Origin of the sequence: Streptomyces sp. NPDC048185, assembly GCF_043202495.1 — a bacterium.
Taxonomy (GTDB): Bacteria; Actinomycetota; Actinomycetes; order Streptomycetales; family Streptomycetaceae; genus Streptomyces.
In genome coordinates, this window is record NZ_JBIDAN010000007.1 from 145217 (window position 1) to 163311 (window position 18095).

The following is an 18095-nucleotide window of genomic DNA, read 5'->3' on the forward strand; positions in this document are numbered from 1 at the left end:
GTGGCGTCTCAGCAGCCGGCCGTGAGCCCCGTCGGCCGACGGGGCTCACGAGGTGAGCGCCCTCGGCGCAGGCTCAGAGCTTCTCCACCGGCGCGTACCGCAGCAGCAGCCGCTTCGGCTTGGTGTCCCCGAAGTCGATCGTCGCCTCGGCGTTCGACCCGGTGCCCTTGACCCCGACCACCGTGCCGAGCCCGAACTGGTCGTGCGTGACACGGTCGCCGACCGCGAGCGAGACCGTGGGCTTCTCGGACGCGGTCCGGCGGGTGGCGAAGCCGGACGCGCCCGACGCCGAGGAGCGGGAACGGGACGACGACAGCGAGGCCGCCACTCCCGAGACCGGCGCGGAGGGAGCAGGTCCGTTCGCACCGGTGCGCTTCCACTCCAGGTGGGGTGCCGGGATCTCCTCGAGGAAACGCGACGGCGGGTTGTACGACGGTTGTCCCCAGGCGCTGCGCAGAGTGGACCGGGTCAGGTACAGCCGCTCCCGCGCACGTGTGATGCCGACGTAGGCCAGGCGGCGCTCCTCCTCCAGCTCCTTGGGCTGGCCGAGGGCGCGCATGTGCGGGAAGACGCCGTCCTCCATGCCGGTGAGGAAGACGACCGGGAACTCCAGGCCCTTGGCGGTGTGCAGGGTCATCAGGGTGACGACGCCGTCGCCGTCCTCTTCGTCGGGGATCTGGTCGGAGTCGGCGACCAGTGCGACCCGCTCCAGGAAGTCGGCCAGCGTGCCGGTGCTCTCCCCCTCGGCCTCGGCCCGCTCCTGCTCGAACTCCAGCGCGACGGCGGCGAGTTCCTGGAGGTTCTCGATGCGGGTCTCGTCCTGGGGGTCGGTGGAGGACTGCAACTCGGCGAGGTAACCGGTGCGTTCGAGTATGGCCTCCAGCACGGTCGCCGGTCCGGCGCCGGACTCGACGATCGTGCGGAGGTCCTCCATGAGCGCGTTGAACCGCTTGACGGCGTTCGCCGAGCGCGCGGCCATGCCGTACGCCTCGTCCACGCGGCGCAGCGCCTGCGGGAAGCTGATCTTCTCCCGCTGGGCGAGCGCGTCGATCATCGCCTCGGCGCGGTCGCCGATGCCGCGCTTGGGCACGTTGAGGATGCGGCGCAGCGGCACCGAGTCCTCGGGGTTGGCCAGGACGCGCAGGTAGGCCAGGACGTCCCGGACCTCCTTGCGCTCGTAGAAGCGGACGCCGCCGACGACCTTGTAGGGCAGGCCGACGCGGATGAACACTTCCTCGAAGACACGGGACTGGGCGTTGGTGCGGTAGAAGACGGCGACGTCACCGGCCCGGGCGTCGCCCGCGTCCGTGAGGCGGTCTATCTCGTCGGCGACGAACTGGGCCTCGTCGTGCTCGGTGTCGGCGACGTACCCGGTGATCTGCGAACCCGCGCCCTGGTTGGTCCACAGGTTCTTGGGGCGGCGGGACTCGTTGCGCTCGATGACCGCGTTGGCGGCGCTGAGGATCGTCTGGGTGGAGCGGTAGTTCTGCTCCAGCAGGATCGTCGTCGCGTCCGGGTAGTCCTCCTCGAACTGGAGGATGTTGCGGATGGTGGCGCCACGGAAGGCGTAGATCGACTGGTCGGCGTCGCCGACGACGCACAGCTCGGCGGGCGGGACCTCCGCCTCGGGCGGCACGTCGACGGGGTGCTCCGAGGCCCCGCCGACCAGCTCGCGCACGAGGGCGTACTGGGCGTGGTTGGTGTCCTGGTACTCGTCGACGAGGACGTGCCGGAAGCGGCGGCGGTAGTGCTCGGCGACGTCCGGGAAGGCGCGGAGCAGGTTGACCGTCGTCATGATCAGGTCGTCGAAGTCGAGCGCGTTGGCCTCGCGCAGCCGCGACTGGTAGAGGGCGTAGGCCTGGGCGAGGGTCTTCTCGAAACCGTCGGCGGCCTGCGCGGCGAAGTCCTCCTCGTCGATCAGCTCGTTCTTCAGGTTGCTGATCTTCGCGCTGAACGACTTCGGCGGGAAGCGCTTCGGGTCCAGGTCCAGGTCGCGGCAGACCAGCGCCATGAGCCGCTTGGAGTCGGCGGCGTCGTAGATCGAGAAGGACGACGTGAAGCCGAGCTTCTTGGACTCGCGGCGCAGGATGCGGACGCACGCGCTGTGGAAGGTCATCACCCACATCGCGTTCGCGCGCGGGCCGACGAGCTGCTCGACGCGCTCCTTCATCTCGCCCGCGGCCTTGTTGGTGAAGGTGATCGCGAGGATCTGCCCGGGGTGGACGCCCCGCTCTCCCAGCAGGTGGGCGATGCGGTGGGTGAGCACCCGGGTCTTGCCGGATCCGGCACCGGCCACGATGAGCAGGGGGGAGCCGGAGTGCACGACGGCGGCGCGCTGGTTGTCGTTGAGCCCCTCCAGGAGCGCGGCCGGGTCCAGGACGGGGCGGGGGGCGCCGTCCCGGTAGTACGGGTCCCGGTCCGGCGGCGCGTCGAACTTCCCGCCGAACAGATCGTGCGGAACCGGCTCCGTCACGTGGTCGTCCTCGGGCGGCGGCGGGGGTTCCTCCTCGTGACCGCGCGGGGTCTGGAGGCTCGCCAGGAAGCTTTCGTCAAAGAGGCTGCTCATCGCTCTCCGAGTCTAGGGTGCCCCACCGACAACCGGCTGCCACCCCGGAAAATGGCCGGCATCGCCGGGATCGGAGCTCTCGGAGCAGGCGCTATCACACGGAGTGACCCTCGCACCGGAGGTCACGAAAATGTATCGGGCATATCACCCGGCAACCTTCCCAGGCGCCACACGAGTTGGCTACGGTGCGGGACAGGTCGCACGCCCCTTCCGGCGAACGTCGCCGGGCCGCGCGGCCTCCGCCGAGTCCGGCGTGCCGCACGGCGTCCGGAGCCGGGGACCCACCGAATTCCTGGGGTGAATCGGCCACCCGCCCACCACGGGCGGTGCCGTAGGGCAATCCTTCCGAACCACCGCCCGAACCCGACAGCTAACCCGGTAGGCGGAGCACGGAAGGAGTCGCCTCCCTTGGCGTCGCACCGCAAGTCGCGCCCCACCGGTACGCGCGTAGCAGGCATACGGACCCCCGCCCTCGCCACGGCGGCCCTCACCTCCGTCGCCCTGCTGTCCCAGACGTCCGACGCCGTGCCGTCGGACGACCGGCCCACCCTCGAAGAGGTCGAGAAGAAGGTCGACGACCTCTACCGCCAGGCCGGGTCGGCGACCGAGAAGTACAACGCGGCCAAGGAGAGGACCGCGAAGCAGCGCGAGCGCGTCGACACCCTCCTCGACGACGTCGCCCAGCGCACCCAAAAGCTCAACGAGGCCCGCGAGGAGCTGGGCGCCTACGCCTCCGCGCAGTACCGCACGGGCGGCCTGATCCCGTCGACCGCGACCTTCCTCCTCGCGGACTCACCGCAGGACTACGTCGACCGGAGCCAGCTGATGGACCGGCTCACCGGCCGCCAGAAGGAAGCGGTCGACGACTACGTCACCCAGCAGTCCGAGACGATGAAGAAGCGCCGGGAGGCCACCGAGAGCCTTGAAACGCTCACCGACTCGCAGAACGACCTGCGGACGGCCAAGGCCACGGTCCAGAAGAAGCTCACCGACGCGCGCGAGCTGCTGTCGACGCTGACCGCCGAGGAGAAGGCCCGGCTCGCGGCGATCGAGAGGAGGAAGCAGGAGGAGGCCGCCCGCAAGGCCGCCGAGCTGGCCCGGCAGCAGGCCGAGGAGCGGCAGCGGCAGCAGGAGGCCGCCCCGCAGGAGAGCGACACCCCGGCAGACCCCTCCGGCTCCTCCGGCTCCACCGGCTCGTCCGGTTCCGCCACCGGCGGCACCGGCACCGGCACCGGCTCCTCCGCGCCGGACCCGTCGTACGGCACCAAGGCCGAGAAGGCGCTCGCCTTCGCCCGGGCCCAGATCGGCAAGCCGTACGTCTGGGGCGCCACGGGCCCCGGCTCGTACGACTGCTCCGGTCTCACCCAGGCCGCCTGGAAGGCCGCGGACGTGACGCTGCCGCGCACCACCTACGACCAGGTCGACGCCGGCACGACGGTCTCCGTCTCGCAGGCACAACCCGGTGACCTGGTCTTCTTCTACGACGACATCAGCCACGTCGGCATCTACATCGGCAACGGCATGATGATCCACGCCCCGAAGCCGGGTGCGTACGTCCGCGAGGAGTCGGTCTTCTACGACGGCGAGTCGTCGATCCACAGCGTGGTGCGTCCGGCCTGACGCACGGCGCTCTCTAGCATCGACCCATGTCATCCGCCTCCAGTCACCCTCTGCGCGCCTGGTGGGCGCAGCGTCCGCCGGCGGCCGGGGCCGCGGTGATGGCGACCGGCATCCTGTCGGTCGGCCTGCACCTGATCCACCACGAGCTGCTGTCGCGCATCGCGCTGGTGCTCGCCTGCGCCGCGTGGCTGGCGCTCGCGGCGAACTTCGTCTCCCTGCTGCTGTCCGACCGGGCGAAGTGGATGACGCGGGCGGGGACACCGGGCGCGCTCACGGCCGTCGCCGCGACGACCGTGCTGGGCACCCGTTTCTCGCTGCTCGGCTGGACGGCCCTGGCGGCGGCGCTGCTGGCACTGGCCGCGCTGCTGTGGCCCGGGCTGCTGCTGGTGGTCGTGCAGCACTGGGAGCGGCGGATGCCGGGGGCGGTGTTCCTGGGCTGCGTGGCCACGGAGGGCCTGGCCGTGCTGGGGGCCACGCTGGCCGCGGCCACCTCCACGGCCTGGCTCGCGCACGTGGCGCTGGTGCCGTTCTGGCTGGGGCTCGTGCTCTACGTCATCGCGCTGTTCCGCTTCGACCCGCGGCAAGTGGCCCGCGGCGCCGGGGACCACTGGGTCGCGGGCGGCGCGCTCGCCATCTCGGCGCTCGCGGGGGCCAAGCTGCTCGCCGCGGCCGACGGCGGGACGTACCTGTGGAACGACGACGACAGTGCGGTGCTGCACGACGCGACCGTCGCCCTGCTCGTGCTCGACCTCGCCTGGTACGTCGTCCTTCTCGTCTGCGAGATCGTGTGGCCCCGCCCCCGCTACGACGTGCGCCGCTGGTCGACCGTCTTCCCCCTCGGCATGACGGCGGCGGCGACGCTGTCCGTCGCCGCCGTCGTGGACGTTCCGTGGCTGGAGGGGCCCGGTCGGGCCCTGGTGTGGATCGCGGTGGCCGCGTGGCTGGCGGTCGCCGCGGGTGCCGTCGCCGCGGGCCGGGCCGGGCTGCGCTCCGCTTCGGCGGGGGCCGCGGGCGGCGCGGGCGTCAGGTCCACAACACGGCGATGAAGATGTTCACCAGGGTCAGCAGGCCGACGAGGCCGAACAGCGGCTTGTCCACCTTCTCGTCGTCGCGCTTCACGTAGACGAGGCCGAGGATCACGATCAGCACGGCCAGCTTCACGCCGATCTTGACGTTGTCGATGGAGTAGTCCTGGGCCTGGTTGAGGCCGACCAGGACCGCTCCGGTGACCAGCATCGTCAGCGCGCCGTGCAGCATGGCCGGCGTGAAGCGGGCGGTGCCCTGGCCCATCGCCTTCATCTGGGTCAGGAAGCCGCCGAGGAGCGCTCCGATGCCGATGATGTGCAGACCGACGAAGAGGTGGATGAGTACGTCCATGAGGCCGGAGCCTAATCAGCGGCCGGACACGCTCCGACACCGGGCCGCCCGGCCCGAGGGGGCCAGGGCGCATATATGCGCCCCATAGCAGCTCATCGTCCTCACATGTCCCCGATCCGGCGTTTCGGTCATCACTCTGCGTGAAGTCGACGGCCCCCTGTCCGGTCCACGGTCACGTACGGTCCTCCGCCGGACCGGTACCGCCAGTTCCGCGCAATCCGTCACCCGCTCGTTACCCACCGGCCTAGCGTCCTTCGGCAGGCGACCGGTCCGAGCAGCGGCCGGCGCACGGTTCGGAAGGACGTGGATCCCCGGTGGCTTCGCATCGCAGACCACGGCGGCGCCCCGCGGGCAACGGGACGGCCGCCCGCACCGCCGTCACGGTCACCCTCGCGGGCGCGGCCGCCGCGGCCGGGCTGGCCGGCACCGGGCACGCCGATCCCGAGCCGACGCCGGCGCAGGTCAGGGCCGAGGTCGACAAGCTGTACCGGGAGGCCGAGGTCGCCACCGAGAAGTACAACGGCGCGAAGGAGAAGGCCGACGCCGCGGAGCGGCACCTGGAGGAGCTGCGGGACGAGGTGGCCCGCAAGGAGGACCGGCTGAACACGACGCGGGAGACGCTGGGCTCGGTCGCGGCGGCGCAGTACCGCAGCGGCGGTCTCGACCCCGCCGTGCAGCTCGTGCTCTCCGCCGACCCGGACCGGTACCTGGAGGGCGCCGCGTTCGTCGAGCGGGTGGGCAGCCGGCAGACGGCCGCCGTCGCCCGGGCACGCGAGGAGCTGCGGGACGTCGAGCAGCTGCGCGGGGCCGCCCGGGTCGAGCTGGCCTCGCTGACGTCGCGGCAGGCCGAGCTGGAACGGCACCGCGCCACCGTCACCGGCAAGTTGGAGCGGGCACGCCGTCTGCTGTCCCGGCTGACGCCCGAGGAGCGCGCCCTCACCTCCGGTGCGGGCCGCGCCGGCCGCTCGGCGGGCGCCCGCGAGGGCCTGGCCGCTTCCGCCCAGGCGCCGAACTCCCGCGCCGCGGCGGCCGTCGCGTACGCGTACCAGAAGCTCGGCAGCCCTTACGTGTGGGGCGCGACCGGTCCGGACGCCTTCGACTGCTCTGGCCTGACCCAGGCCGCCTACCGCGCCGCGGGCGTCTCCCTCCCCCGCACGACCTACGCCCAGATCGGCGCGGGCCGCCGTGTCTCCCGCGCGGAACTCCTCCCCGGCGACCTGGTCTTCTTCTACTCCGGCATCAGCCACGTCGGCATCTACGTCGGCAACGGGCAGATGATCCACGCCCCGAACCCCTCGGCGCCGGTCCGCCTCGCCCCCGTCGACGCGATGCCGTTCGCGGGAGCCGCGCGGGTGGTGTGAGACCGGTCGGTACAACCGATGCGTGCGCGGACCCTTGCCACGCCAATGGTCCAGGCCTACTCTCTCGACCGGTGAAAGCGCTTTCCCGATTGTCATGCTCAGCTCATACCTACTGGGGTGCTCCTTTTCCTCGAGCTGAGCCCCTGTGCGAAGCGCTGTCGCCCCGGAACGTCACCGCACCACGGAACCAGGCACCTCGGGCATGAGGAAACCGCTTAATGCACCACAGGCGGCAACCTTCAGGGCCTGCAGAACCACCTCACCAGCGAGCGGCGACCGCCGCCGTGCGAAGACGAAAGGCGAGGCGAGATGAGACGACCAGTCGCCATACGGCTCTCAACCGCAGTGGGCACGCTGGCCCTGGCGGCCGCGGCCACCGCGGTCCTGTCGGCACCCGAGGCGTCGGCCGCGGCCGGCGGCGCCACCGGCTACGCGACGCAGAACGGCGGAACCACCGGCGGCGCGGGCGGGCAGACCGTCCGCGCCACCACGGGCACCGCGATCCACCAGGCCCTGTGCAACCGGGCCTCCAGCAGCACCCCAATCGTCATCCAGGTCGAGGGCACCATCAACCACGGCAACACCACCAAGGTGTCGGGCGGCAGTTGCAGCACCGCCGCGGACAAGATCGAGCTCAAGCAGATCAGCAACGTCACGATCGTCGGCGTGGGCAGCGGTGCCGTCTTCGACCAACTGGGCATCCACATCCGGGAGTCCAGCAACATCATCATCCAGAACGTGACCGTCCGGAACGTCAAGAAGTCCGGCTCGCCCACCTCCAACGGCGGTGACGCCATCGGCATGGAGAGCGACGTCCGCAACGTGTGGGTCGACCACGCCACCCTGGAGGCGTCCGGCGGGGAGTCGGAGGGCTACGACGGCCTCTTCGACATGAAGGACAACACCCAGTACGTGACGCTGTCCTACAGCATCCTGCGCAACTCCGGCCGCGGCGGCCTCATCGGCTCCAGCGAGAGCGACCGCTCCAACGGGTACGTGACCTTCCACCACAACCTGTACGAGAACCTCGACTCCCGCGCGCCCCTCCTGCGCGGCGGCATCGCCCACATCTACAACAACCACTACGTGCACCTGAACGAGTCCGGCATCAACTCCCGGGCCGGGGCGAAGGCCAGGGTCGACAACAACTACTTCGAGGACTCCAAGGACGTCCTCGGCACCTTCTACACGGACGCGGCCGGCTCCTGGCAGGTCAACGGCAACATCTTCGACAACGTGACCTGGTCCGAGCCCGGCGAGGACAACAACCCGGCCGGCCCGAACCCGCAGTCCAACACCAGCGTCAGCATCCCGTACTCCTACAGCCTGGACGACGCGACCTGCGTGCCGGGCATCGTGGGCCAGACCGCGGGTGCGAACAAGGGCCTGAAGGTGTCGGACGGCAGCTGCTCGGCCCAGTCCCCGGACCCGACCGACCCGACCGACCCGACTCCGGACCCCACCGACCCGACGCCCGACCCGACGGTGCCCAGCGGCACCAACCTCAGCCTCGGGGCCGGTGCCGACGGCTCCTCCAAGGCGAGCGGCACCAGCTACGGCAACGTGCGCGACGGCGACCTGAGCACCTACTGGTCACCGGCCGGCTCGACGGGCTCGGTCTCCGTCAAGTGGGGCTCCGCGACCACCGTGTCGAAGGTCAACATCCGGGAGGCGGCGGGCAGCTCGGGCGCCATCGGCTCCTGGAAGGTCGTCAACGGTGACACCGGCGCCACCCTGGCCTCGGGCAGCGGCGCGGGGGTCATCTCCTTCCCCGCGACCTCGCTGAAGAAGGTCACCTTCACGATCACCAGCGCGTCGGGCACCCCGAAGGTCGCCGAGTTCGAGACCTACGCCGGATAGCCGGGACGCCCGAGGACGCCCGCCGGCCGTCACACCAGCCGGCGGGCCGTCGCCCAGCGGGTCAGCTCGTGGCGGTTGGAGAGCTGGAGCTTGCGCAGGACCGCGGAGACGTGCGACTCGACCGTCTTGACGGAGATGTACAGCTGCTTGGCGATCTCCTTGTACGCGTAGCCGCGGGCGATCAGGCGCAGGACCTCGCGCTCGCGCTGGGTGAGGCGGTCGAGGTCCTCGTCGACCGGCGGGGCGTCGGTGGAGGCGAAGGCGTCCAGCACGAAACCGGCCAGGCGCGGGGAGAAGACCGCGTCGCCCTCCTGGACCCGGAAGATCGAGTCGATCAGGTCCGAGCCGGTGATCGTTTTGGTGACGTAGCCGCGCGCACCGCCGCGGATCACGCCGATGACGTCCTCGGCCGCGTCCGAGACGGACAGGGCGAGGAAGCGGACGGGCCGCTCGGCGTCCGCCATCAGGGGGGCGCAGCGGCGCAGGACCTCGACACCGCCGCCGCCCGGGAGGTGGACGTCGAGGAGGACCACCTCGGGCCGGGTCGCGGTGATGACGGTGACCGCCTGGTCCACGTCGGCGGCCTCTCCGACGACCTCGACGCCGGTCTCGGCGGTCTGGCCGATCTCGGCCTGGACGCCCGTGCGGAACATGCGGTGGTCGTCGACGAGGACCACGCGCACATGGCGCTCCCCCGCTCCCGCCGGTCCCGCCGCTGCGTTGCCCTCGGTCGGCTCGCTCATGACGACTTCTCCGCCCTCTCCATCTCCAGCTCGACCTCCGTGCCGCCGTCCGGCACCGCGCGCAGCCGCGCCGTGCCCCCGTTGCGCTCCATGCGGCCGATGATCGATTCTCTGACGCCCATGCGGTCGGCGGGTATCGAGTCGAGGTCGAAGCCGGGACCGCGGTCCCGCACGGACACGAAGACCGTCCTGCCCTCGACCTCGGCGTAGACCTGAACCGCGCCGCCCTCGCCACCGTACTTGGCGGCGTTCACCATAGCCTCGCGTGCCGCTTGCATCTGTGCGCCGATCCTCTCGTCGAGCGGGCAGTCGCCGACGACGACGACCTCGATGGGCACACCGTGCTTGTCCTCGACCTCCGCGGCATTGCGCTTGACCGCCTCGGCGAGGGTGGTGGGCTCGTCGTCCTCGTCCTTGCCGTTGCCCTCGGGCTTGTAGAGCCAGGCGCGCAGGTCGCGTTCCTGGGCGCGGGCCAGGCGGCGCACCTCGCCCGCGTTCTCCGCGTTGCGCTGGATCAGGGTGAGGGTGTGCAGCACCGAGTCGTGCACATGGGCGGCGACCTCCGCGCGCTCCTGGGCGCGGATGCGCATCAGCCGCTCCTCGGAGAGGTCCTGCGTCATGCGCACCAGGTAGGGACCGGCGAGGAGCGTGATGCCGACGAGGACGGCGAGCGCGGCCTGGAGCACGGAGCCCAGGTGGGCGGCCGACCCCTGCAGGACGAAGATGCCGGAGACGCCGGCCGTCACCAGCAGGACACCGGCGACCGAGCGCAGCAGCGTGACGGTGCGCCGGTCGCGGCCGACCTCGGCCCAGCGGGCCCGGCGGGCGTTGTCCGCCTGGCGCCAGACGAGGGCGACGCCCGCGCCGACGAGCACGACCGGCCACAGGTAGGCCTTGGCTCCGTTCCCCGGATTCACGTTGCCCACGAAGACCATGGCCACGACGACCATGAGGAGCAGGGCGACGATCTGCCCCTTGTCCGGCTTGCGGGCGACGAGTCTGCGGCGGCCGTCCGGCGAGGTCTCCGTCGTGACCAGGGACGGCGGCTTCTGCGCGTCGACGCCGCCGACACCGAGCGGCACGAAGAACCAGAAGGCCGCGTAGAGCAGCGCACCGAGGCCGTCGGCCATGAACAGGCCGACGAAGACGAGCCGGACCCAGATGACGGGCAGCCCGAGATGCCCGGCGAGCCCCCGCGCCACGCCACCGAGCCAGCGTCCGTCGCTGCTGCGGTAGAGCTTGCGCGGCGGCCGCGGATCGGGAAGGGGAGGTGCTGCGGCGTCCGGCATGCCAACGATGGTCACACGGCCGGCCGAGGGGCAGCATCAGGGTCGGTCCCGGAGACTCCCCTGATCTTCGGACCGCGGGCCCCTCGAACGCTCCCCGGGCGCGGCGTCAGGGACCGATATCAGGGTCCGACCAGGGTCGTACCGGCTGCCGCCGGGGCGGCGCGCCCGTCACCATGGAGCCATGACAGATCACGAGCACGCCGCGCCGGGCCCGGGACCCGGCTCCGGACCGCGCCGGCCGGCGGGCGCCGGCCCACGGGACGCCGCGGGCGCCGGGGATGCTACGGGGTCCGCGGGCGGCGGGGATGCCACGGGGTCCGCGGGCGGCGGCACGCTCGACGCGGACGCTTCGGGGCCGCCCCACAGGTTCCGCCGCGACCGGCGGCACAAGACCCTCGCCGGGGTGTGCGCCGGGCTCGGGCGGCAGTGCGACATGGACCCGGTGATCTTCCGCATCACGCTCGTGGTGCTGGCCGCGACCGGCGGCATCGGCCTCCTCTTCTACGGCTTCGCCTGGCTCTTCGTCCCGTACGACGACGAGGAGGAGAACGAGGTGCGCAAGCTGCTGACCGGCCGGGTCGACGGCCAGGCGCTGACGGCCGTGCTGTTCGCCCTGGTCGGCTGCGGCGTGTTCCTGACCATGCTGAAGAACGGCGGGGTGCTCTCCTTCGCCGTGATACTTTCCCTCCTCCTCGCGGGGGCGGGCTACTGGTCGCGGCAGCGCGCCGCCCCGGGCCCCGATCCGCTCGCCGCCCAGGCCGTCGCCGACGCCCCGCCCGAGGCCAAGGCACCGCCGGCCGCCGTCACCCACCCGTCCTGGTGGCGCGACCCCATCGTCAAGGACGGCACCCACGTCGGCGGCACGGGATACCTGTGGGGCCCCCGGGAATCCCGCGACCGGGACATCGCGGCGGCCGTCAACATCGGGCGCGGCGCGTACCGGGACCGGAGCGCCCCGGCCGACCGGTCCTCCCGGCGCGCGCGGTCGCGCGGCGCCCACGGCATCGGTGGCTGGGTCTTCCTGCTCGCCCTGCTCGCGGGCTTCCTCGGCACCCGTCTGACCTGGGACGAGCAGCCGCTCGGCACCAGCCTGCAGACCGGGCTGGCCTGTGCGCTGGCGGTCTTCGGCGTGGGAATCGCGGTCAGTGCGTTCCTCGGCCGTACGGGAGCCGGTTCGGTCTTCCTGGCGATCGTCACGGCGGGCCTGCTCGCCGGATCGGCCGCCCTGCCGAAGGACGCCGGGACGGAGTGGACGCGGAGCACCTGGACGCCCTCGGCCGTCGCCGACGTCCACGAGCAGTACGACGTGGGCACCGGCGCCGGCACCCTCGACCTGTCCCGCCTGCACCTGGCGAAGGGGCAGACGGTGACCACCCGGGCCGACGTCGGCGTGGGACGCATACGGGTGATCGTGCCGCGGGACGTGACCGTGCGGCTGAGCGCCGAGGTGGGCGTGGGCGACATCCAGCTCCCCGGCGACGACGCGAAGGACGTGGACGTGGCACCCGGCAAGCACAAGGAGGTCACGCTGTCCCCTGCGAAGGGCGTCGAGGAGGCCGGCACGCTCGACCTCGATCTCCAGGTCGGTCTCGGACAGGCGGAGGTCTCCCGTGCTGCGTCATGACTTCCAGCCCGGTCGCCTGGTCGCCGGCGCCTTCCTGACACTCGCGGGCGTGCTCTACGCCGGTGCCGCGGGAGGCCTGTGGGACACGCCGTGGTTCGTGATCATCCCGGTCGTCACCGGCGGCCTCTGCCTGGCCGGCGCCGTCGGGGTGCTGACCGCTGCGGTGCGCGGACGCCGCAGGACCCGGCGCACGCCCGCGGGCCCGGACGGGGACGCGGACGAGGCCCGGACGGACCTCACGGGCTGACGGCGCCTACCGGTACCCGCCGGTCCGCCGGCGGCGCCGGGTGCGCAGTGCCGCGTCCAGCGAGAGCAGCGGGGCACCCGCGAGGACGAGGGGGAGCCAGGCCATGAGATAGGCGAGGTCGTTGCCGTAGTAGTACGGGTCGGAGGCCCAGCTGACGGTCAGCCACAGGCTGAGCGAGATCAGCGCGCCGCCGAGCGCGGCCAGCCGGGCCAGCAGCCCGAGCAGCGTGCCGATGCCGACGGCCAGCTCGCCCAGGGCGATGGCGTACCCGAAGCCGGGCGGATTCTTCAGCGCCAGGTCGACCAGGGCGGGGATGGCCGAGGAGTCGCGGACGGTGCGCATCATGTCGCCGATGGACCCGGCGCCCGAGTCCTTCAGGAACGCGCTGTCGGTGAGCTTGTCCAGGCCCGCGTAGATGAAGGTGACGCCCAGGAAGATCCGCAGGGGCAGAAGGGCGTACCGAGAGGCGTTGTCGCGCCAGCCCCGGTCGCCGTGGAGACCGGACGGGTGCGGATCCGTCCGCATGCCGTGAGTCATCACTGCCAGCCGCCTCTCGCCCACGCGTGCCGAACCCCCTCGACAGACCATACGTACGACGTACGCGCCGCGCTCAATCCCCGTCCGGCCGATTTCTTTCCGTCGGTTGCGACAAGTGGCCGCACGCCACGCCCCGGAGGGGGGCGGTCGGTCCGTCAGTCGGTCACGTCGATCGCGTACCGGTTCGTCTCCACGCCCGCGCCGGTGACCACCTGGACCTCCACCCGGCCCGGTTCCACGTCCGCCGGCACGGGCACGGTCAGCAGGGCGTCCGTCGGGTTGCTGAAGCCGCCCGTCACGGGGACCAGGGGCACGTGCACGTTGACGGCACCAATGCGGACGACCATGCGCGACAGGCGGTCCGCGCGCTGGGCGCCCGGCGGCACGAACCCGGCGCCGCGGATCTCGATGTCGTCGCCGGTGCGGATCGGGGCGTCCAGGTCACCGGCCTCGCGCGCCCGGACCACGGAGAGGATCACGGGCCGGCCGCCCTCCGCGTACTTGCCGGCCACGTAGGTCGCCGCCGAGACCAGCACCACCACGGCGAGCCCCCACGGCAGGTCGGGCAGCTGCTCCGGGCGCCGGGCCAGCCGTACCGCCGCGAACACCAGGGCGACCGCGCTGATCACGACGTACTGGATGTCGGCGAACGTCCCGCGGCCCGCGTCGTCGGTGAGCAGATCGGCAGCGCGCGGCCGGTCGGCGCGCACCTTCTGGAGCCGTTGCCCCAGCACCCGCAGCCCGACCACCCGGCGCACCAGCACCGCGATCCCGCACACCACCGCGAGCACGGTCACCACTCCGGCGCCGCGGGCGAGTTCCAGCCCGGAGATCAGCGCGTCCCGCCGCGCGTGCCCCGGGGCCACGGCCAGCTGACCCGCCAGGACGAGCACCGCGTAGGCGACGAAGAGCACCCAGACCGCCGCCACGGCCCGGGAGGTGGAGAGGCGGTTGTCCTCGCCGACGACCGGGGCCAGCGCCCCTCCCCGCGCCCGGTGGAACCAGGACGCCGCCGTCAGCGCGCCGGCCACGACCACGGCCGCCGCCAGCCCGGCGGTGCGCGCCGCCGACCAGCCGGCGCCGATCGCGGTGAGCGACTGGGCGAGCAGCAGCACGGCGACAGCGGCCCACACGGCGACCGCCGTGCGACGTCCCAGGCCCGCGAGCCACGCCTCGCCCTCGGCCCGGCCGCGTTCGGCGACGAGGTCCGCGGACTGGGTCAGTTCCTCGGAGACCCACTGCCGGGAGGCCGAGGCCGAGTGGGCCACCGCGGCCGGCAGGCCCTGCCCCGCGGCGAACTCGTCCCGCTTGAGCAGGAACGCGGCGACCGCCCGGCGGTGCCCCTCACGGGCCCCGTGCGGGCAGTCCCCGCACGTGCAGCCGCCTGTGTGCGGCGCCTCGTACGCGCCCTTGCCCGAGCCGCTCCCGCGTCTCGCCTCCTGCACCGCCACGCCCGACGCCCGCCTTCCCGAAACCCGCCGAAACACCTGCGGCACACCCGTGTGCCGACACCCGTAAATCCCTTGCGACGACAGCGAATTGTGCCGTACGCCACGCCCTGGACGCCCGGCGCCCCGGGTCCCCTCTGCTCAGCGCGGGTGACGCACGGGCCGCCGTGTTGACCCGGCTGCGAGAATTCCCCCATGGCCGAGATCATCCAGCGCGACGGGACCTGGGCGTTCGACGGCAGCACGGTCCGGATCACGCCCGGGCTCCACCGCTCGGTGCCGCTGTTCCGGCAGACGTACGGTGAGGTCTCCGTACCGCTGGCGGCCGTCTCGGGCATCACCTTCGAACCCGAGCGCAGACGCGGCCGGCTGCGCCTGCGGTTGCGCGAGGGCGCCGACCCCCTGCTCCAGGCGACCGGCGGGCGGCTGCCGGACGCGGCGGACCCGTACCGGCTGGCGGTGGACGTGGACCGCTGCGGGGTGGCCGAGTACGTCGCCGAGGAGGTCCGCCGCGCGCTGCTCCTCGACCGGATCCCCAAGGAGCCCGTCCGGGCCTATCTGCTGTCCGGGCCACCGGTGCCGGTCTCGGTCCGTTCCTCGGACGGCACCGTCTCCTTCGACGGCAGCCAGGTGCGCATCGACTGGGCCGACACCGCGCACCGCGTCAAGCGCGCCTCCGGCCCGCGGATCATCGGCGTCGGCGACCTGGTGCGGGTCGAGTGGCTGCCCGGCTCCGGGCACGAGGACGGCTTCCTGCGGTTCGTGACCCGGGAGACGGTGTTCTCCAGGCTGCCGCCGGAGAAGGACCCCTACGCCCTGGACCTGTGGGGCAACGCCCGCCGCGACCTGCTCACCGCGCTGATCGCCACCGCGGTCACGGCCCGGCTCCCGCACCCGTCGACCCGCGCCGCCGCCTCCGACGAGGGCCGGGCGGCCGCCCCGACGACGGTGGTCCGACCCCGCTCCCGGGCCGCCGCGGGACCCCCGGCCGGGCACCACGACGTACTGCTGCGCCGGCTGCGCGAGCTGGGCGAGCTGTACCGCGGCGGCGTCCTGACGGACGAGGAGTTCGCCCTGACGAAGGCGGCCGTGCTCCGGGGCTTCGGGACGCACGACAACCGGACCGGCTGACGGACGGTCGCCGCACGCGGACGAGCCCGCTGGAAAAACGCGACAAAAGATGTCGGGTATCGGCGGCACACTCCCCGTATGACACCGAGCACCGGGGGCCGCGACTGGGCCTCCTTCACCTCCGCCGCACCCGAACTCGCCGCCCTCGTCGAGGCGCGCTTCGGCGCGTACCGGCACCACACCCTCGCGACCCTGCGCCGGGACGGCTCGCCCCGCACCACGGGGCTGGAGGTGCGCTTCCTCGACGGCGAGCTGTGGCTCGGCATGATGCACGGCTCGCTCAAGGCGCTCGACCTGCTCCGCGACCCGCGCTTCGCGCTGCAGGCGAATCCCGGGGAGGGCACCGGCCCGGCCGGCGGTGACGTACGGATCTGCGGACGGGCCGTCGAGGTCGACGACCCGGGGACCAAGGGCGGATACGTGAAAGAGGTGGAACCGCCGGAGCCGTTCCACCTCTTCCGCACCGAGCTGACGGAGGTCGTACGGACCTACGTCGAGGACGACACGCATCTCGTCGTCCAGGTCTGGAAGCCCGGAGAGCCGGTGCGCACTCTCAAGCGGACGTGACCGCCGGGACTACTCCCACTCGATGGTGCCCGGCGGCTTCGAGGTGATGTCGAGGACGACGCGGTTGACGTCCTTGACCTCGTTGGTGATGCGGGTGGAGATCTTGCCGAGGACGTCGTACGGCAGGCGCGACCAGTCGGCCGTCATGGCGTCCTCGGAGGAGACGGGCCGCAGCACGATCGGGTGACCGTAGGTGCGGCCGTCGCCCTGGACGCCGACCGAGCGGACGTCGGCGAGCAGCACCACGGGGCACTGCCAGATGTCGCGGTCGAGACCGGCCGCGGTCAGCTCCTCGCGGGCGATGGCGTCGGCCTCGCGGAGCAGGTCGAGCCGCTCCTTGGTGACCTCGCCGACGATGCGGATACCGAGACCCGGGCCGGGGAACGGCTGGCGCTGGACGATCTCCTCGGGCAGGCCCAGCTCCTGGCCGACCATGCGGACCTCGTCCTTGAACAGCTGGCGCAGCGGCTCGACCAGCTCGAACTCGATGTCGTCCGGCAGCCCGCCCACGTTGTGGTGGGACTTGATGTTGGCGGTACCGGTGCCGCCGCCGGACTCGACGACGTCCGGGTAGAGCGTGCCCTGCACGAGGAAGGCGACTTCGGGGCCCTCCTCCTGCATGATCTCCAGCTGCGCCTGCTCGAAGACGCGGATGAACTCGCGGCCGATGATCTTGCGCTTCTCCTCGGGGTCGGAGACCCCGGCCAGCGCCTTCAGGAAGCGCTCCTCCGCGTCGACGACCTTCAGCTGGACGCCGGTCGCGGCGACGAAGTCCTTCTCGACCTGCTCGGTCTCGCCCTTGCGCATCAGGCCGTGGTCGACGTAGACGCAGGTCAGCTGCGAGCCGATGGCCTTCTGGACGAGGGCGGCGGCGACGGCGGAGTCCACGCCGCCGGACAGCCCGCAGATGGCGCGCTTGTCGCCGACCTGCTCACGGATGGCCGCGACCTGCTCCTCGATCACGTTGCCCGTGGTCCAGTCGGGGGCCAGGCCCGCGCCCCGGTACAGGAAGTGCTCCAGCACCTGCTGCCCGTGCGTGGAGTGCATGACCTCCGGGTGGTACTGGACGCCGTAGAGCTTCTTGACGTCGTTCTCGAACGCGGCGACCGGCACGACGTGCGTGGAGCCGGTGACGGTGAAGCCCTCGGGCGCGGCGGAGCAGGCGTCACCGTGCGACATCCACACGGACTGCTCGGCCGGGGTGCCCTCGAAGAGGGTGGAGGAAGGCTTGGACACCGACAGCTCGGTGCGGCCGTACTCACGGGCGCCGGAGTTGTCGACGGTGCCGCCGAGGGCCTGCGCCATGAGCTGGAAGCCGTAGCACATGCCGAAGACGGGGACACCGGCTTCGAACAGGGAGCGGTCGACGGTCGGGGCGCCCGGCTCGTACACCGACGAGGGGCCGCCGGAGAGGATGATGGCCGCCGGGTTCTTGGCGAGCATCTCCTCGACCGGCATGGAGCTCGGCACGATCTCGCTGTAGACCCGCGCCTCGCGGACGCGACGGGCGATGAGCTGGGCGTACTGCGCACCGAAGTCGACGACCAGGACGGTGTCGGGGGCGGCGGCAGCGGGAGTCGCTGATGACACGGGGTGCCTTCCGGCGGTCGGGCGGGGGTCTTGTGCTCCCGATTCTACCGAGGTGGGCAGGTGGAACGTCCCGCCGCGGTGCGCCGCCCGCCCCCGGCCCCACGTCTCACCATGCGGGCCCGCTTGGACACGGTC

At 72.3% G+C, this 18095-nt stretch carries 15 protein-coding genes and 1 riboswitch; of the genes, 8 read left to right on the top strand and 7 right to left on the bottom strand.

Annotated features, from left to right (window positions below; genetic code table 11):
* Positions 1–73: 73 nt before the first annotated feature.
* Positions 74–2566, bottom strand: coding sequence for a DNA helicase PcrA (pcrA, locus tag ACGF3H_RS21720; RefSeq protein ID WP_362489539.1), 2493 nt, complete (start codon positions 2564–2566; stop codon positions 74–76).
* Between the two features lie 230 nt (positions 2567–2796).
* A riboswitch (cyclic di-AMP (ydaO/yuaA leader) is annotated at positions 2797–2966 on the top strand.
* A gap of 8 nt (positions 2967–2974) precedes the next feature.
* Here pcrA and ACGF3H_RS21725 point away from each other — a divergent pair.
* Together ACGF3H_RS21725 and ACGF3H_RS21730 are read left to right on the top strand one after the other, a co-directional pair.
* Complete coding sequence (locus ACGF3H_RS21725) at positions 2975–4186, top strand: NlpC/P60 family protein (protein WP_362489537.1); 1212 nt, start codon at positions 2975–2977, stop codon at positions 4184–4186.
* A gap of 26 nt (positions 4187–4212) precedes the next feature.
* On the top strand, positions 4213–5232 hold the full coding sequence (locus ACGF3H_RS21730) for a tellurite resistance/C4-dicarboxylate transporter family protein (RefSeq protein ID WP_362489535.1): 1020 nt from the start codon (positions 4213–4215) through the stop codon (positions 5230–5232).
* Here ACGF3H_RS21730 and ACGF3H_RS21735 read toward each other — a convergent pair.
* Complete coding sequence (locus ACGF3H_RS21735) at positions 5210–5563, bottom strand: hypothetical protein (RefSeq protein ID WP_362489534.1); 354 nt, start codon at positions 5561–5563, stop codon at positions 5210–5212. The two genes, ACGF3H_RS21730 and ACGF3H_RS21735, sit on opposite strands and share 23 nt — an antisense overlap.
* 314 nt (positions 5564–5877) lie before the next feature.
* On the opposite strand from ACGF3H_RS21735, the gene ACGF3H_RS21740 reads away from it, so the two are divergent.
* Positions 5878–6924: an NlpC/P60 family protein gene (locus tag ACGF3H_RS21740; RefSeq protein ID WP_362489532.1), complete on the top strand. Its 1047-nt coding sequence runs from the start codon at positions 5878–5880 to the stop codon at positions 6922–6924.
* A 309-nt stretch (positions 6925–7233) separates the two neighbouring features.
* Positions 7234–8784 (top strand): polysaccharide lyase family 1 protein, encoded by a 1551-nt coding sequence (locus ACGF3H_RS21745; protein WP_362489530.1) that lies wholly within the window; start codon positions 7234–7236, stop codon positions 8782–8784.
* 29 nt (positions 8785–8813) lie between these two features.
* Here ACGF3H_RS21745 and ACGF3H_RS21750 read toward each other — a convergent pair whose 3' ends face one another.
* On the bottom strand, positions 8814–9527 hold the full coding sequence (locus tag ACGF3H_RS21750; protein WP_362489529.1) for a response regulator transcription factor: 714 nt from the start codon (positions 9525–9527) through the stop codon (positions 8814–8816).
* A complete protein-coding gene (locus tag ACGF3H_RS21755; protein ID WP_362489527.1) occupies positions 9524–10816 on the bottom strand; it encodes a PspC domain-containing protein in 1293 nt (430 codons plus the stop codon). Before ACGF3H_RS21755 ends, ACGF3H_RS21750 begins: the two co-directional genes overlap by 4 nt.
* Before the next feature lie 181 nt (positions 10817–10997).
* On the opposite strand from ACGF3H_RS21755, the gene ACGF3H_RS21760 reads away from it, so the two are divergent.
* Positions 10998–12440, top strand: coding sequence for a PspC domain-containing protein (locus ACGF3H_RS21760; RefSeq protein WP_362489525.1), 1443 nt, complete (start codon positions 10998–11000; stop codon positions 12438–12440).
* Positions 12427–12687 carry a hypothetical protein gene (locus ACGF3H_RS21765; RefSeq protein WP_362489523.1) on the top strand — a complete coding sequence of 87 codons (261 nt, stop codon included), beginning with the start codon at positions 12427–12429 and terminating at the stop codon, positions 12685–12687. Before ACGF3H_RS21760 ends, ACGF3H_RS21765 begins: the two co-directional genes overlap by 14 nt.
* A gap of 6 nt (positions 12688–12693) precedes the next feature.
* Here the strand turns inward: ACGF3H_RS21765 and ACGF3H_RS21770 are convergent, their stop codons facing one another.
* On the bottom strand, positions 12694–13224 hold the full coding sequence (locus ACGF3H_RS21770) for a DoxX family membrane protein (protein WP_362489521.1): 531 nt from the start codon (positions 13222–13224) through the stop codon (positions 12694–12696).
* A 155-nt stretch (positions 13225–13379) separates the two neighbouring features.
* Positions 13380–14675, bottom strand: coding sequence for a hypothetical protein (locus ACGF3H_RS21775; RefSeq protein ID WP_362489519.1), 1296 nt, complete (start codon positions 14673–14675; stop codon positions 13380–13382).
* 192 nt (positions 14676–14867) lie between these two features.
* Here ACGF3H_RS21775 and ACGF3H_RS21780 point away from each other — a divergent pair, with 192 nt between their 5' ends.
* Complete coding sequence (locus ACGF3H_RS21780; RefSeq protein ID WP_362489517.1) at positions 14868–15803, top strand: DUF4429 domain-containing protein; 936 nt, start codon at positions 14868–14870, stop codon at positions 15801–15803.
* 78 nt (positions 15804–15881) lie between these two features.
* Positions 15882–16370, top strand: coding sequence for a pyridoxamine 5'-phosphate oxidase family protein (locus tag ACGF3H_RS21785; protein WP_362489515.1), 489 nt, complete (start codon positions 15882–15884; stop codon positions 16368–16370).
* A gap of 9 nt (positions 16371–16379) precedes the next feature.
* Here ACGF3H_RS21785 and guaA read toward each other — a convergent pair whose 3' ends face one another.
* A complete protein-coding gene (gene guaA, locus ACGF3H_RS21790) occupies positions 16380–17960 on the bottom strand; it encodes a glutamine-hydrolyzing GMP synthase (protein ID WP_362489513.1) in 1581 nt (526 codons plus the stop codon).
* Positions 17961–18095: the final 135 nt, after the last annotated feature.

What these genes read in the sequence shown, in the direction of transcription:
- pcrA (WP_362489539.1), bottom strand. Translation starts at nt 2,566, where the DNA reads ATGAGCAGCCTCTTTGACGAAAGCTTCCTGGCGAGCCTCCAGACCCCG.
- ACGF3H_RS21730 (WP_362489535.1), top strand. Translation starts at nt 4,213, where the DNA reads ATGTCATCCGCCTCCAGTCACCCTCTGCGCGCCTGGTGGGCGCAGCGT.
- ACGF3H_RS21735 (WP_362489534.1), bottom strand. Translation starts at nt 5,563, where the DNA reads ATGGACGTACTCATCCACCTCTTCGTCGGTCTGCACATCATCGGCATC.
- ACGF3H_RS21745 (WP_362489530.1), top strand. Translation starts at nt 7,234, where the DNA reads ATGAGACGACCAGTCGCCATACGGCTCTCAACCGCAGTGGGCACGCTG.
- ACGF3H_RS21750 (WP_362489529.1), bottom strand. Translation starts at nt 9,527, where the DNA reads ATGAGCGAGCCGACCGAGGGCAACGCAGCGGCGGGACCGGCGGGAGCG.
- ACGF3H_RS21755 (WP_362489527.1), bottom strand. Translation starts at nt 10,816, where the DNA reads ATGCCGGACGCCGCAGCACCTCCCCTTCCCGATCCGCGGCCGCCGCGC.
- ACGF3H_RS21760 (WP_362489525.1), top strand. Translation starts at nt 10,998, where the DNA reads ATGACAGATCACGAGCACGCCGCGCCGGGCCCGGGACCCGGCTCCGGA.
- ACGF3H_RS21770 (WP_362489521.1), bottom strand. Translation starts at nt 13,224, where the DNA reads ATGACTCACGGCATGCGGACGGATCCGCACCCGTCCGGTCTCCACGGC.
- ACGF3H_RS21780 (WP_362489517.1), top strand. Translation starts at nt 14,868, where the DNA reads ATGGCCGAGATCATCCAGCGCGACGGGACCTGGGCGTTCGACGGCAGC.
- ACGF3H_RS21785 (WP_362489515.1), top strand. Translation starts at nt 15,882, where the DNA reads ATGACACCGAGCACCGGGGGCCGCGACTGGGCCTCCTTCACCTCCGCC.